At 59.6% G+C, this 14,884-nt stretch carries 15 protein-coding genes and 1 pseudogene; 11 read left to right on the top strand and 5 right to left on the bottom strand.

Annotated elements, in window-relative coordinates:
• From fabB to AC1DRJ_RS09850, 5 genes and pseudogenes are all read right to left on the bottom strand, one after another.
• A partial coding sequence (gene fabB / locus AC1DRJ_RS09870; RefSeq protein ID WP_477801970.1) for a beta-ketoacyl-ACP synthase I occupies positions 1–1,185 on the bottom strand: 1,185 nt, incomplete at its 3' end.
• 11 nt (positions 1,186–1,196) lie between these two features.
• Entirely contained in the window at positions 1,197–1,712 is a 516-nt protein-coding gene (gene fabA, locus AC1DRJ_RS09865; RefSeq protein ID WP_223519708.1) for a 3-hydroxyacyl-[acyl-carrier-protein] dehydratase FabA, read from the bottom strand.
• Between the two features lie 247 nt (positions 1,713–1,959).
• On the bottom strand, positions 1,960–3,861 hold the full coding sequence (locus tag AC1DRJ_RS09860) for an ATP-binding protein (RefSeq protein WP_477801969.1): 1,902 nt from the start codon (positions 3,859–3,861) through the stop codon (positions 1,960–1,962).
• Positions 3,858–4,790, bottom strand: a complete 933-nt coding sequence (locus AC1DRJ_RS09855; RefSeq protein WP_477801968.1) for an ABC transporter substrate-binding protein — start codon at positions 4,788–4,790, stop codon at positions 3,858–3,860. Before AC1DRJ_RS09855 ends, AC1DRJ_RS09860 begins: the two co-directional genes overlap by 4 nt.
• Positions 4,791–4,841: 51 nt before the next feature.
• Positions 4,842–5,090: pseudogene (locus AC1DRJ_RS09850) on the bottom strand (TonB-dependent receptor domain-containing protein); the annotation flags it as partial.
• A 261-nt stretch (positions 5,091–5,351) separates the two neighbouring features.
• Here AC1DRJ_RS09850 and AC1DRJ_RS09845 point away from each other — a divergent pair.
• From AC1DRJ_RS09845 to pyrF, 11 genes are all read left to right on the top strand, one after another.
• The gene (locus AC1DRJ_RS09845; RefSeq protein ID WP_477801967.1) at positions 5,352–6,377 is read left to right on the top strand and encodes an NAD(P)H-dependent glycerol-3-phosphate dehydrogenase; all 1,026 of its coding nucleotides are present in this window, start codon (positions 5,352–5,354) and stop codon (positions 6,375–6,377) included.
• A gap of 32 nt (positions 6,378–6,409) precedes the next feature.
• A complete protein-coding gene (locus AC1DRJ_RS09840; protein WP_477801966.1) occupies positions 6,410–6,757 on the top strand; it encodes a DUF4389 domain-containing protein in 348 nt (115 codons plus the stop codon).
• A complete protein-coding gene (gene sixA, locus AC1DRJ_RS09835) occupies positions 6,754–7,206 on the top strand; it encodes a phosphohistidine phosphatase SixA (RefSeq protein WP_477801965.1) in 453 nt (150 codons plus the stop codon). The genes AC1DRJ_RS09840 and sixA overlap by 4 nt, the downstream gene beginning before the upstream one ends.
• 211 nt (positions 7,207–7,417) lie before the next feature.
• Positions 7,418–9,085: an AMP-binding protein gene (locus AC1DRJ_RS09830; protein WP_477801964.1), complete on the top strand. Its 1,668-nt coding sequence runs from the start codon at positions 7,418–7,420 to the stop codon at positions 9,083–9,085.
• Between the two features lie 32 nt (positions 9,086–9,117).
• Entirely contained in the window at positions 9,118–9,561 is a 444-nt protein-coding gene (locus AC1DRJ_RS09825; protein WP_477801963.1) for a hotdog fold thioesterase, read from the top strand.
• 298 nt (positions 9,562–9,859) lie between these two features.
• Positions 9,860–10,666 carry an alpha/beta fold hydrolase gene (locus AC1DRJ_RS09820; RefSeq protein WP_477801962.1) on the top strand — a complete coding sequence of 269 codons (807 nt, stop codon included), beginning with the start codon at positions 9,860–9,862 and terminating at the stop codon, positions 10,664–10,666.
• Entirely contained in the window at positions 10,663–11,517 is an 855-nt protein-coding gene (locus AC1DRJ_RS09815; protein ID WP_477801961.1) for an alpha/beta hydrolase, read from the top strand. Before AC1DRJ_RS09820 ends, AC1DRJ_RS09815 begins: the two co-directional genes overlap by 4 nt.
• A 50-nt stretch (positions 11,518–11,567) precedes the next feature.
• Positions 11,568–12,227: a glutathione S-transferase family protein gene (locus tag AC1DRJ_RS09810; protein ID WP_477801960.1), complete on the top strand. Its 660-nt coding sequence runs from the start codon at positions 11,568–11,570 to the stop codon at positions 12,225–12,227.
• A gap of 8 nt (positions 12,228–12,235) precedes the next feature.
• The gene (locus tag AC1DRJ_RS09805) at positions 12,236–13,042 is read left to right on the top strand and encodes a DUF4892 domain-containing protein (RefSeq protein WP_477801959.1); all 807 of its coding nucleotides are present in this window, start codon (positions 12,236–12,238) and stop codon (positions 13,040–13,042) included.
• 68 nt (positions 13,043–13,110) lie between these two features.
• Positions 13,111–14,166: an AI-2E family transporter gene (locus AC1DRJ_RS09800; RefSeq protein WP_477801958.1), complete on the top strand. Its 1,056-nt coding sequence runs from the start codon at positions 13,111–13,113 to the stop codon at positions 14,164–14,166.
• 129 nt (positions 14,167–14,295) lie between these two features.
• On the top strand, positions 14,296–14,884 hold a 589-nt coding region (pyrF, locus tag AC1DRJ_RS09795; RefSeq protein ID WP_477801971.1), incomplete at its 3' end, for an orotidine-5'-phosphate decarboxylase.

The following is a 14,884-nucleotide window of genomic DNA, read 5'->3' as shown; positions in this document are numbered from 1 at the left end:
GTTGGTGCCACCGAAACCGAAGCTGTTGCTCATCACGGTGTTGATGGTGGCGTCTTCGCGAGTCTTGGTCAGGATCGGCATGTCTGCCACTTCCGGGTCCAGTTCGTCGATGTTGGCGGAACCCGCCATGAAGTTGCCTTCCATCATCAGCATGCAGTAGATCGCTTCGTGAACGCCGGCGGCGCCCAAGGAGTGACCCGACAGGCTCTTGGTGGAGCTGATGGCCGGAGCCTTGTCGCCGAACACTTCACGCACACCTTTCATTTCCGCGACGTCGCCGACCGGAGTCGAGGTGCCGTGGGTGTTCAGGTAAWCGATTGGAGTGTCAACGGTGGACATTGCCATCTGCATGCAGCGGATAGCGCCTTCGCCGCTTGGGGCGACCATGTCGTAGCCGTCGGAGGTCGCGCCGTAGCCAACGATTTCCGCGTAGATCTTCGCGCCGCGAGCCAGAGCGTGTTCCAGCTCTTCGACTACGACCATGCCGCCACCGCCGGCAATGACGAAACCGTCACGCTTGGCGTCGTAGGCGCGGGAAGCTTTTTCCGGGGTTTCGTTGTACTGGCTGGACAGTGCGCCCATGGCGTCGAACAGGAACGACTGGCTCCAATGCTCTTCTTCACCGCCGCCGGCGAACACGATGTCCTGCTTGCCCATCTGGATCTGTTCCATGGCAGTACCGATGCAGTGAGCACTGGTCGCGCAGGCAGAAGCGATGGAGTAGTTCAGGCCCTTGATCTTGAACGGGGTGGCCAGGCAAGCGGAAACGGTGCTGCTCATGGTCCGCGTTACACGGTATGGGCCAACGCGCTTCACGCCTTTCTCGCGCAGAATGTCCAGCGCTTCCATCTGGTTCAGCGTGGAGGCGCCACCGGAACCGGCGATCAGGCCGGTACGCGGGTTGGAGACTTGCTCATCGGTCAGACCAGAGTCAGCGATGGCGTCTTTCATGGCCAGATAGGCGTAAGCCGCCGCGTGGCCAACGAAGCGATAGATCTTGCGATCGATCAGTTCTTCGAGAGGAAGGTCGATGGAGCCGGAAACCTGGCTACGCAGACCCATTTCGGCATATTCCGGGTTGAACCGGATGCCAGGGCGGCTTGCACGCAGGTTAGCGGAGACGGTCTCTTTGTCATTGCCCAGGCACGATACGATGCCCAGACCAGTGATAACGACGCGGCGCATGCGGATAACCCTTAAAAGTTGTCAGTGGAGGTGAAAACGCCGACCCGAAGGCCTTCGGCGGTGTAGATCTCGCGGCCGTCGACGCTGACCGAACCGTCGGCAATGGCCAGGTTCAGTTTGCCTTTCAACACGCGCTTGATCTGAATGTTATAGGTGACTTTCTGGGCGGTCGGCAGGACCTGGCCGAAGAATTTCACTTCGCCCGAACCCAGTGCACGGCCACGGCCCGGCAGACCTTGCCAGCCAAGGAAGAAACCGACCAGTTGCCACATGGCGTCAAGGCCCAGGCAGCCTGGCATCACCGGATCACCTTCGAAGTGGCAGGCGAAAAACCACAGGTCCGGAGTGATATCCAGCTCGGCGACCAATTCACCTTTGCCGTACTTGCCACCCTCGGCACTGATATGGGTGATGCGATCCACCATCAGCATGTTCGGGGCGGGCAGTTGTGCGTTACCTGGGCCGAACAGCTCACCGCGACTGCAGCGCAGCAGGTCTTCCCGAGTAAAGGCGTTTTGTTGGGTCATGCGAGCTCCTCAATAGTCCCATGCGGCAGGGTGGGGCAAATCTCCCGGCCGATCGAAGCGTTCATGCCTCGAGTCAGCAGCCTACTCATAGACTATTGCGTTGTGGTGAAAGTCACAGCACCAAGGACATGAATGTACACTTGTGCACTGAAATTATTATTCAAGCCCCTTTTCGGGACTGTTCGGGTGCCTAAGACTGCCGCACTTTCGCCTTTCACGCCAGTCGCAGATGGTCGAAAGGCCTGTACTACTGCACCCAGCGCTGCAGAATTTGCTGCAAATCAGTTCGTTTGAAAGGCTTGGCCAGATAATCGTTCATTCCCGCCGACAAACAGGCCTCACGGTCGCCCTGCAAGGCATTGGCGGTCAACGCGATAATCGGCACGTCCGCGCAGCCGGGCAACTGGCGGATCTGTCGAGTCGCCTCGTAGCCGTCGATGATCGGCAGTCGGCAGTCCATCAGAATCGCTTCAAAAATCAGGCTCTCGGCGCTGCGCACAGCTTGCGCGCCGTCGGTGGAGACGCTGACAGTAAAGCCCAGGCTGCGCAACATTGCTTCGATGACGGTCTGATTGACCGGGTTGTCCTCGACCAGCAGCACATTGCGACCTGCGCCATCATCGTTAGCCGTCTGTACCTTGGGGGGCAGTATCGGCAGCGACTGCTTATAGAGCGCCAGCGGGATTTCCAGGGTGAACACCGAGCCCTGGCCTTCTTCGCTTTTCGCCCGTAAGGTGCCGCCCATACGCTCGGCCAGGGTACGCGCAATCGGCAGGCCCAGGCCGGTGCCACCGTAGCGCCGTGAAATAGAGCTGTCGGCCTGCTGGAAGGCATTGAACATCAACTCCAGGCTTTCAGCCGGAATTCCGATGCCGCTGTCGCGCACGGTGCAGGTAAACCACAGCAGTTCGTGATCCAGCGATTGCCATTGCGGTTCAATGCTGACGCGGCCCTGTTCGGTGAACTTCAATGCATTGCCGACCAGATTGACCAGTATCTGCCGGATCCGGGTCGGATCGCCCTGAACTTGAAGGGCGCGCATGTCCTCGGGGATCAGCAACTGCAAATCAAGCTCGCGCTGCAACGCGCTGTGCTGGAACGATTGAGCGCAACTGCTGATCAAGTCCGCTAGGTTGAACGGGATGTGCTCCAGTTCCAGCTCCGAACGCTCAATGCGCGAGAAGTCGAGAATGTCGTTGATGACCTTCAGCAGGTGTTCGGTGGACTCCGAGGCCAGCGCCGCGTACTCGATCTGTTCCTCGGTCATGTCGGTGGTTTCGAGCAACTGCAGCATGCCGAGCACCCCATTCATCGGTGTGCGCAGTTCATGGCTCATCATCGCCAGGAAGTGAGACTTGGCATTGTTGGCTTTTTCTGCCTCCTCGCGCGTCTGGATCAACTGCGCCATCGCTTGCTGCTGTTCGCGGCTGGCTTGTTCGAGGCCGGCGGCGAGGTTGTTGATGTGCTGCGACAGCGCGCCCAGTTCGGTGTCGTCGACAATCGGCAGGGGTGTTTTGTAATCACCGTCGTGGATCGCCTTCACCGCGTTGCCAATATCGCGGATCGGTTGCGACAGACCGCCCGCCAGGCGCCGGGCGACCAAAAAGGTAAACAGCAAGGCAAAAAGCGCCAGGATGGCGGCTTTGAGCAGGATTTCCTGCTGACGCTGGCTGAAGGCGTCATTCGACAGTCCGACGATCACCCGCCCCAGATAATCCTCGGTAGGGCCAATGCCAGCAGCTTTGGGGCCCTGGAAAAAATCATTGTTGAGCGCTATCCGCTGCAGCCGTACCGGTGCCTGGAACACTTCGACCTGCTGCGAGCGCCTGTAGGTTTCCGACGGTTGCTCGACGTACACCAAAATCCGGTTGGCGTTGTCCTGGACTTCCAGAAAGCGCACGTTCGGCATGGCGAGTGTCGCCTTGAGCAAACTCTCAAGTACCTCGTTGTTACCCGAAATCACCCCGTATTCGGTGGCAGGAGCCAATTGGTTGGCGATCAATTGCCCGGTGTGGTTGAGCTCCTGACGCAAGTCCTGGATCCGCACGAAGGTAAAGAAGCTGATCAGCAGCATCGTCAGCAGCAGGGCGGGGCCAAGGCTGATCATCTGGGTGCGAGTGCTGATGTCCCAGGGACGACGGAGGATCATGGCAGGCTTTTTCCTTCAGCCAATTGGGTGGCAACCGCTGCTTCATTGATCGGTTCTATACCTAAAGAACGAGCCAGTTGCGGATTACTTGATACTTTGAAGTGTTGCGGATAGAGCGTACGCGGCCAACTCGCCGCAGGTAGATCAAGCAATTCGTCGAGCACCTGCAGCCAGTCGCTCTGATCGCTGTAGGTGCTGGCCAGACTGCCCGCCTTGACGAAAGCGGCGTTGGGACCGATCAATGCCAAATGTCGGGAATAGCTGCTTAACAGCAGATTTTTTGCGGTTTTCGAGTTGTAGAGGTCAGGGTCGTCGAGGCCTAGCAGTACGTCACAGTTTTTCAGCAACGTCTGCAAGGGGTGGCTGTCATGGGTGTTGGCCCAGCGCTCGGCGACCACTTCAAGAGTCAGCCCAAGGGCGGCCTTGCGCAATTCTTTCAACATGAATTCGCTGTGATTGTCATACAGCACGCCGATACGCTGGGCCTCAGGCAGGATGATTCGGGTCAGGCGCAGTTGCCGATCCACCGGCGCATCGCTCCAAAGTAGACTGAGGTGGGACGGAACGTTAATGCCAAAACGTTGCTGGGCCTGTAGGCGGCTGATGCGCAGCACCAGCGTCGCCGGTCCCTTGGTCTCTTGCTGTCGCCAGTCGAGGCTCGGCAGATCAAGCAGAATCAGGCGGGTGGCGGCGGGAAGTTTGCCGGGTGCTGGAAGGCTCGTCAGTGGCTGGAAACGCACACTGTCGGCAGGGCGCATGTCGCTCAGCGCGCGGACGAAGGATTGCACGCCGGGGTTGTCTTCGGCGCCGGTCAACAGAATGTCGGCGGCTTGTGTCGACAGCGCGCCGAACAGACAGCCAGCCACCAGGCACAACCCGGCCAGCAGACGGCCCAGTGGCGGCGATTTCCATGACAGGCGATGGCGCATTTAAAACATCAGCTCCGCGCTGAAGTAAAGCGCCCGACGCTGGTCGCAATTGTAGTAACGAGCACTGGTCTGGCCGTATGCCGTGGGCCGCAATTTGGTCACCCGGTAACTCCAGTTGACGTGGTTCTCGAACATGTCCGGCGAACGGATCGCCTGCGAATACACAGCGCGCAAGCCTTGACGCGGGGTGATCAAGTAATTGATCGCCACGCGCGGGGTCCATGAGCTGAAGTTGGTCTCGGAATCTGCCCGGTCGTAACGATAGTTCATGCCGCTGCCCCGTCGCAGCCTGTCGGACAGCAAGGACGGGCTGAAGATCAGCGCCATCACCAGTGGCGAGCGGGGTGAAGGAGAACCAAACGACACGTCATACCCTTGATCGTGATGAGTTGGCGCGCATGTTAACCGAGCCCGTTTACTTTTCCATTCACGACGCCGGCATTTTCCTCGGATTTATTGGTCTTCTTCCTACTAGTGTTGGTAATTGAAGCAGGGGCTGGCCGCAACGGGGCCGCTCCGTATAATGCGGACATCGCCACTGTATGGATTAACGGATTGCATATGACTGAGCAGCGCCCAATTGCGGTCCTTGGAGGCGGAAGTTTTGGTACCGCCGTGGCTAATTTGCTGGCCGAAAACGGCCATCAGGTCCGGCAGTGGATGCGTGACCCCGAACAGGCCGAGGCCATTCGGGTCAATCGCGAGAACCCGCGTTACCTCAAAGGCATCAAGATTCTTGCGGCAGTAGAACCGGTGACGGACCTGCAAGCCACGCTGGAAGCTTGCGACATGTGTTTCGTCGCGCTGCCCTCCAGTGCCTTGCGCTCGGTATTGGTCCCACACGCCGAACTGTTGAGCGGTAAGCTGCTGGTCAGCCTGACTAAAGGCATCGAAGCCCACACGTTCAAGTTGATGAGCGAGATCCTCGAGGAAATCGCCCCCAAAGCCCGCATCGGCGTGTTGTCCGGACCGAACCTGGCCCGTGAAATCGCCGAACACGCGCTGACCGCCACCGTGGTCGCCAGTGAAGACGAAGAGCTGTGCCAGCGGGTTCAGGAAGCGCTGCATGGCCGCACATTTCGTGTGTACGCCAGCGCCGACCGGTTCGGCGTCGAGTTGGGCGGGGCGCTGAAAAACGTTTACGCGATCATTGCCGGCATGGCGGTGGCGCTGGGCATGGGCGAAAACACCAAGAGCATGCTGATCACCCGGGCGCTGGCGGAAATGACTCGTTTTGCGGTGAATCAGGGCGCCAACCCGATGACCTTTCTCGGTCTTGCCGGTGTGGGCGATTTGATCGTCACCTGCTCGTCACCCAAAAGCCGTAACTACCAGGTCGGGTTTGCCCTGGGGCAGGGCTTGAGTCTGGAAGATGCGGTCACCCGTCTGGGCGAAGTGGCCGAAGGTGTGAACACGCTGAAAGTGCTCAAGGCCAAGGCTCAGGAGGTGGGTGTCTATATGCCGCTGGTCGCCGGGCTGCACGCGATCCTCTTCGAAGGGCGCACGCTTAATCAGGTGATTGAGCTGTTGATGCGCGGCGAACCAAAAACTGACGTCGACTTTATTTCAACCAGCGGTTTCAACTAAGCACGCTTTGCAAAAAAGCAGGGGAGCGCGACATGAATGATCCGAAATTAGAAACCAGGTACGAATCCATCCTGCTGCGGGTGTTGTGGATGATCGTCTTCCTGTTGGTCTGGCAAGTGGCGCAGTTCATCCTTGGGGCGTTGGTGTTGGTGCAACTGATCTATCGTTTGTTCTATGGCGCCCCGAGCGGCAGCCTGATGAACTTCGGCGACAGCCTGAGCCAGTTCCTGGCGCAGATCGGGCGTTTTGCCAGTTTCCACAGCGACCAGAAACCCTGGCCGTTCGCCGACTGGCCGTCGCCGCGTACACCGGAAGGTGAAGCACCACATGTCGTGGCGCCCGCGCCGCATCCGGCCCGAGATGAGGAACCGAAACTATGAARCTCTGGGTATTGCGTCATGGTGAAGCCGAGCCACACGGTACTCGTCCTGACTCCGAGCGGGCATTGACCGTCAAGGGGCGTGAAGAGGTGTTGCGCAGTGCCGCCGAATTGATCGGCCAGCCACTCACCGCCATTTATGCCAGTCCTCTCCTTCGAGCGCAGCAGACGGCAGAAATTGTGCGTACGGCGCTGGGTTTTGTACCTGAGATCCGCACGGTCGACTGGCTGAGCCCTGATACAGATCCGGACAAGGTGGCGGAGCAGCTTGTATCGGTGAGTGATGTCCTGCTGGTCAGTCACAACCCGCTGGTGGGCAACCTGCTGAGCTATCTGCAGCACGGCGCCGGCTATCCACCGGAAAAAGTCAGCACTGCCGGCCTGGCCGAGCTTGAGAACAATGAACTGCTGATCGGGTCGATGAACCTCAACGGCATCAAACACCCGTAACCCTGTTGGAGCTGGACTCAATTGTAGGAGCGTGGCTTGCCCGCGATACAGACACCTCGGTATTTCAGGAACACCGAGGTGTCTGTATCGCGGGCAAGCCCAGCTCATACAGGGGGACGTCGGTGGTGCTGAATTTTGTGTGAAATAGTCAACCAAGCAACCGCTTGGTTGACTACGCTTGCTCCATAATAAAAATTCAGGAGCGAGTCGCATGTCTGCTGCTTTTCGTTTGCCGCTGGATGTCTTCTACGAACGCGAGGCCCGTCATCCACGCCAGCGTTTTCTGGTCCAGCCCACGGGCGGCGGGCAGGTCGAGACCCTGTCCTGGGCCGACGTCGGCCATCAGGCACGCTGCGCCGCGCATTGGCTGCGGGCTCGCGATCTGCCGCAAGGCAGCCATATCGCTTTGATCTCGAAAAACTGTGCCCACTGGATCATCGCCGACCTGGCGATCTGGATGGCCGGGCACGTCTCTGTGCCGTTGTACCCCAACCTGACCGCCGAGTCGGTGGCTCAGGTGCTCGACCACTCCGAAGCGGCCCTGGCGTTTATCGGCAAACTCGATGACTGGCCGAGCATGTCCCGTGGCATCAATCCCGATTTGCCGACAATCAGTCTGCCGCTGCATCCACCGGGCACCTTCGATTTCAGTTGGGCCGACCTGCAACGCAGTTCGCCCATCCAAGATGACCCCAAACCCGGCGCCGATCAGTTGGCGACCATTATTTACACGTCGGGCACTACCGGGCTGCCCAAAGGCGTGATGCACAGCTTCGGTAATCTGGGTTTCGCCAGCACACGCGGTACGCAGTTATTTGGCCTCAACGAGTCGGACCGGCTGCTGTCCTATTTGCCGCTGTGCCACGTTGCCGAGCGCATGTTTGTTGAGATGGCATCGATTTACACCGGGCAAACCGTGTTCTTCGCCGAGAGCCTCGACACCTTCCTGACGGACCTGAAGCGTGCGCGGCCGACCGCCTTGTTTGGAGTGCCAAGGATCTGGACCAAATTCCAGATGGGCGTGTACAGCAAGATTCCGGCAAAACGCCTGGATTTCCTACTCGGCTTGCCCTTCATCGGCAAACGGGTCGGGCATAAGGTCCTTGCCGGGCTGGGGCTGGACGCGTTGCGCGTCGCCTTGTCCGGCGCGGCACCCGTGCCACAAACCTTGTTGCTGTGGTACCGCAAGCTTGGGCTGGATGTGCTGGAGGTCTACGGCATGACCGAGAGCTGCGGCTATTCCCACATTTGCCGGCCCGGCGAGAACAAACCCGGCTGGATCGGCAAGCCTTGCCCGGAGGTTGACGTGCGGATCGACGAGTCCGGCGAGGTCATGGTGCGCAGTGGCGCGACCATGCTCGGCTACTACAAGGAACCACAGAAAACCGCTGAAACCATCACCGAAGACGGCTTCCTTCGTACAGGCGACAAGGGCGAAGAAGACGCTGAAGGCAACCTGCGCCTGACCGGACGGCTGAAGGAAATCTTCAAGACCAGCAAGGGTAAATACGTGGCGCCGGCACCGATCGAAAATCGCCTGGCGGTGCATTCGCGAATCGAGCAAGTGTGCGTGGTGGGTGATGGCTTGAGTGCGCCGCTGGGGTTGTGTGTGTTGTCGGTGGTCGGGCAGCAAGACGCCAGCGGAACGGCGAGGGCGGGGTTGCATTCAAGCCTGGAAAAGCTGCTGGATGAGGTCAATGGCGTCCTCGACAAACATGAGCGCTTGCGGCGTCTGGTGGTGGTCAAGGACAGCTGGGCCGTGGAAAACGGTTTCCTCACGCCAACCCTGAAAATCAAGCGCAACGTGATCGAAGCGGCGTACGGAGCCCGCTTCGAAGAATGGAGCGAGCGCAGCGAGGCGGTGCTGTGGCAGGATTGAGCAACGAACAACACCCACAAAGGAAAGCAGCGATGAGTCTGTGGCGTACCACTCCCAACATCGAGCAGTTGAACGCAATCCAGAAAAACACCATCGGCGAAGTACTGGATATTCGCTTCGAATCATTCGATGAAGGGTCCCTGACCGCAAGCATGGTCGTTGATCACCGTACGCACCAGCCTTACGGCCTGCTACATGGCGGTGCCTCGGTGGTACTGGCCGAATCGGTCGGCTCAATGGCCAGCTACCTGTGCATCGACACCAGCAAGTTTTACTGCGTGGGCCTGGAAATCAACGCCAATCATTTGCGCGGACTGCGCAGTGGGCGGGTGACTGCCGTGGCCACGCCGATCCACATTGGTCGCACGACCCACGTCTGGGATATCCGTTTGACCAGCGACGAAGGCAAGGCCAGTTGCGTATCGCGCTTGACCATGGCAGTTGTACCGTTGGGCGAGAACCCGCCAGCCCGGTAAACCCAATGCCCTGTAGCAGCTGTCGAGCCCCAGCGAGGCTACGTCCGGCTCTGTAGCAGCTGTCGAGCAGCGCGAGGCTGCGTCCGGCTGCGAAGCGGTCGTGAAATCTGCCAACGCGGTGTTTCAGGTTGACCGCGGACGCAGCCTCGCGCTGCTCGACTGCTGCTACAGGGATCAGCGTGAGCGTTTCGGACATTTCCCTGACCGGACTGTCATCATTCMTGTCACTTACAGTCATTGCTGTCAGCGGTCGTCTTACGGACAATCAACGGCTATTCTCGCTCATGGATTTGCCGGTATGTCGCAACAGATATTTTTCGCCCACGCCAATGGCTTTCCTTCAGGGACCTACGGCAAGTTGTTCGCGGCGCTGGCGCCCGAGTATCAGGTGACGCATCTGGAGCAGCACGCTCATGACCCGCGTTTTCCGGTGGACGACAATTGGTACAACCTGGTGGATGAACTGATCCATCACCTCAAGCAACAAGCGGAACCGGTGTGGGGCGTCGGCCATTCCTTTGGTGGTTTGCTGCACTTGCACGCGGCGCTGCGTTGCCCTGAGTTGTATCGTGGCGTGGTGATGCTCGATTCTCCAGTCCTGACCCTGACCGATCGATGGGTCATTCGCGCGGCCAAGCGTTTCGGTTTTATCGACCGTTTGACCCCGGCCGGTCGTACCCTGGGGCGTCGTGAAGAGTTCGCCGACATCGAAAGCGCCCGCCGCTATTTCGCGGGCAAAACCCTGTTTCGCAGTTTTGACCCGGAATGCTTTGACGCTTACCTGCAACATGGTTTGCACAGGGTCGGGGACAAGCTGCGCCTGCGTTTCAATCCCGCTACGGAAATCAGCATCTACCGTGGCGTGCCCCACACCAGCCCCGGTCGCACACGTCAGCTGAAAGTGCCGCTGGCGGTGGTGCGCGGACACAAGAGCCGCGTGGTGATGCGTCACCATGCAAGCTCTGTCGGACGCATGCCGCTGGGTGAATCCCTGACCGTGCCCGGTGGCCACATGTTTCCTCTTGAACGTCCACACGACACGGCCGCGCTGCTGAAAAACCTGTTCAGCCGTTGGCACGGTCGCAGCCAGCAGGATTGCGCATGAACAATGCCGTCGAAGAAGTCCGCCTGAGCCTGCCCCACATCGAGTTGGCGGCGCACTTGTTCGGACCTGAAAATGGCCTGCCGGTGATTGCGCTGCATGGCTGGCTGGACAATGCCAACAGCTTTGCCCGGCTGGCACCCAAGCTCAATGGCCTGCGTATCATCGCCTTGGACATGGCCGGTCACGGTCATTCCGGTCATCGCCCGCCCGGCGCCGGTTACGCGATGTGGGATTACGCCCATGACGTATTGCAGGTCGCCGAACAGCTTGGCCTGAAAAAGTTTGCGCTGATGGGGCACTCCATGGGGGCGATCGCTTCTCTGATCATTGCCGGGTCGATGCCGGAGCGCGTTACCCACCTGGCGCTGATCGACGGCATCATTCCTCCTACAGACAAAGGCGAAAATGCTGCCGAGCGCATGGGCATGGCCCTGCAAGCGCAGCTGGATTTGCGGGAGAAACAAAAACCGGTCTACAACACCCTCGACCGCGCCATAGAAGCGCGCATGAAAGGGTTGGTGGCCGTCAGTCGCGAAGCGGCCGAGTTGCTGGCCCAGCGGGGGTTGATGCCGGTGCCAGGCGGCTACACCTGGCGCACCGACAGCCGACTGACACTGCCATCGCCGTTGCGCCTGACCACCGAACAGGCCATGGCGTTCGTCCAGCGGGTCAGTTGCCCTGCCAAACTGGTGGTTGCGGCGGACGGCATGCTCGCCAAACATCCCGAGTTGCTGGAGCGTCTACCCTTTAGCCGTGAACAGCTGCCAGGCGGTCATCATTTGCACCTGAATGACGAACCCGGCGCCGACCTTGTAGCAGACTGTTTCAATCGGTTCTTCGCCGTTCCTTGACTTGCGCCCGGCAACTGTCGAGGCTGGGCGGGTTGAAATGGGAGACAACCATGATAGATCTCTACACCGCTGCGACCCCGAATGGCCACAAGGTCTCTATCGTGCTCGAGGAACTCGGCCTGCCCTACACGGTGCATGCCCTGAGTTTCGACAAGAAGGAACAGAAATCCGAGGATTTCCTCAAGATCAACCCCAATGGGCGGATACCGGCAATTGTCGACCGCGCCAATGGTGATTTCGCCGTGTTTGAATCCGGCGCCATCCTGATTTACCTCGCTGAAATGACCGGCAAGCTGATGCCCCAAGACCCGAAAGGGCGCTCGGTGGTGCTGCAATGGCTGATGTTCCAGATGGGTGGCATCGGCCCGATGCAAGGGCAGGCCAACGTGTTTTTTCGCTACTTTCCGGAAAAACTCCAGGGCGCCATCGACCGCTATCAACACGAAACCCGACGCCTCTATGAAGTGCTCGATACCCGCCTGCAAACCGAAGAGTTTCTGGCCGGCGAGTACAGCATTGCCGACATCGCCACGTATCCGTGGGTCCGTGGATACGAGTGGTCCGGGGTCGAGGTCGACGGCTTGACGGCCTTGCAGCGCTGGATGGCAACCATGGCGGCACGCCCTGCGGTGCAGCGCGGTTTGCTGGTGCCGGAACGCATCGACGATGCCAGCGTCATCAAGGGTGCCCAGGCCATGCTGATCCGATGAGTCTATCCATGCGTTCACTCAGTCTGCTGGCGCTGTGTTGTTTCAGTCCTTTATCGTTTTCCGCCGATGTTCCCGGCAGTCAGGACCTGCCGATCCTGCCGCGCATGGAAGATGCGCAGATCGTCGATTATCGTCCGGCCGTCGAACTTGAGCGGATCTACCCGCTGGGGTCCATCCGCAAGATCAGCGGCCAATTGCGCTTTGACGGTCAGATCACGGCTCGTGGGCAAACCACGTCGGTCACCTACGAGTTGCCGCCGGAGCATTCCTCCACCGAAGCCTTTACAGCCGCGCGTGAAGCCTTGCAAAAGCAGGGCGCCGAGTTGCTGTTCTGGTGCCAGGCTCGCGATTGCGGCGAAAGCAGTCTGTGGGCCAACGAAGTCTTCGGCAATGCCAAGCTCTATGGTGCCGACGATCAGCAGGCGTATTTGCTCCTGCGACTGGCGGCGCCGCAGGACAATTCGCTGGTAGCGCTTTACAGCATCACTCGCGGTAATCGCAAAGCGTATCTGCACGTCGAGCAATTCGATGCGGCAGCACCGTTGGGCGACTTGTTGCCGACCTCCGCCACCTTGCTGCGCCAGCTCAAAAGCACTGGTGTACTCGATTTTCCGAAACTGGTCGCTGATCCCGATGACACGTGGCTGCGTCTGATTTCTCGCAGCTTGAACCTGGACGCTACCTTGCGAGTCAGTGTTTCCGGGGCCAAGGCTGAAGCCTGGCGCGAGGCATTGATCAAACAAGGCGTGCGTGCGGCGCGAATGGAGGCCGGCAACGTCGACGGCTCTGGCCTGCACATCGAGCTGTTGCGATAAGCTGTACAGGCGAACGCGCATCGCGCGGTCGTCTACCCTTTTTTTGAATGACTTTTTTGAGACTTTACATGCCCAATAACGATCGCCTGTTGGTGCAGATTCTGCTCCTGGTGCTGTTTGGCGCGAGCTTCTGGGTGATGGCGCCCTTCTGGTCGGCGCTGTTCTGGGGCGCGGTGCTGGCGTTTGCCAGTTGGCCGTTAATGCGCTTGTTGACCCGTTGGCTCAATGGCCGTGAATCCCTGGCGGCAGCGTTGCTGACCCTCGGCTGGATGGTGCTGGTGGCAGTGCCGCTGGTGTGGCTGGGTTTCAACCTTGCTGACCATGTGCGCGACGCAACGGTGTTTATCAAGGATGTACAGGTCGAAGGTCTGCCTCAGGCGCCGGACTGGCTGCACAGCATTCCTTTGGTTGGCGCACGGTTGGTGGTGATCTGGAACAGCATCGATCAGCAAGGCGCTGCAATGATGGCGTCGCTCAAGCCATATCTGGGGCAGGTCGGTAACTGGTTGCTGGCGCGCAGTGCGCAGATTGGCGGCGGTATTCTCGAACTGACACTGAGCATCGTGTTTGTGTTCTTTTTCTACCGCGACGGTCCGCGGTTGGCGACCTTTGTACATAGCTTGCTGGAACGCCTGATTGGTCGTCGCGCCGAGTATTACATCGACTTGGTGGCGGGCACGGTGCAGCGGGTGGTGAACGGTGTCATCGGTACGGCAGCGGCGCAAGCGGTGCTGGCGTTGATCGGATTCCTGATCGCCGGGGTGCCTGGGGCATTGGTGCTGGGCATTGTGACCTTCTTGCTCAGCCTGATTCCGATGGGGCCGCCGCTGGTGTGGATCCCGGCCACGGCCTGGTTGGCCTGGAAGGGTGAGTACGGAATGGCGATATTTCTGGGAATCTGGGGCACGTTCATCATCAGCGGCGTCGACAACGTGCTCAAGCCCTACCTGATCAGTCGGGGCGGTAACCTGCCGTTGGTGATCGTGTTACTGGGCGTGTTTGGCGGATTGATTGCGTTTGGCTTTATCGGGTTGTTCATCGGCCCGACATTGTTGGCCGTGGCATACAGCTTGCTGACTGACTGGAGCAAGAGTCRGGCTCGGGTAGAAGATCGCCGGCCTTAAATGCTTTGTAGCGGCCCCAAAGACTAGACTTACCAGCGCGCCGACGACGAATTACCGATCATCGGGTCCCGCAGCGCCGCTGGTTCCGCTACAATGCGCGCCGATTTCGTCCTGCCTGAGAGCCCGCACATGTCCGTCTGCCAGACTCCTATCATCGTCGCCCTGGATTTCCCCACCCGTGACGCCGCACTGAAGCTGGCCGACCAGTTGGACCCAAAACTGTGCCGGGTCAAAGTCGGCAAGGAACTGTTCACCAGCTGCGCCTCGGAAATCGTCGGCACCTTGCGCGACAAGGGCTTCGAAGTGTTCCTGGACCTGAAATTCCACGACATTCCGAACACCACCGCCATGGCCGTCAAGGCCGCTGCGGAAATGGGCGTGTGGATGGTCAACGTTCATTGCTCGGGCGGCCTGCGCATGATGGCGGCCTGCCGTGACGTGCTGGACCAGCGCTCTGGGCCTAAACCGCTGTTGATCGGCGTGACCGTGCTCACCAGTATGGAGCGTGAAGACCTGGCGGGTATCGGTCTGGACATCGAGCCACAGGAACAAGTACTGCGCCTGGCGGCACTGGCGGAAAAAGCCGGGATGGACGGTCTGGTGTGCTCGGCGCTGGAAGCCCAAGCCTTGAAGTCGGCGCACCCGTCGTTGCAACTGGTGACCCCTGGCATCCGCCCGGCGGGCAGTGCGCAAGACGATCAACGCCGCATCCTGACCC

This window comes from Pseudomonas sp. P5_B2, from assembly GCF_056400445.1.
The sequence above is the reverse complement of the archived record's forward strand: the minus strand, read 5'-3'. Positions and strand labels throughout refer to the sequence as shown.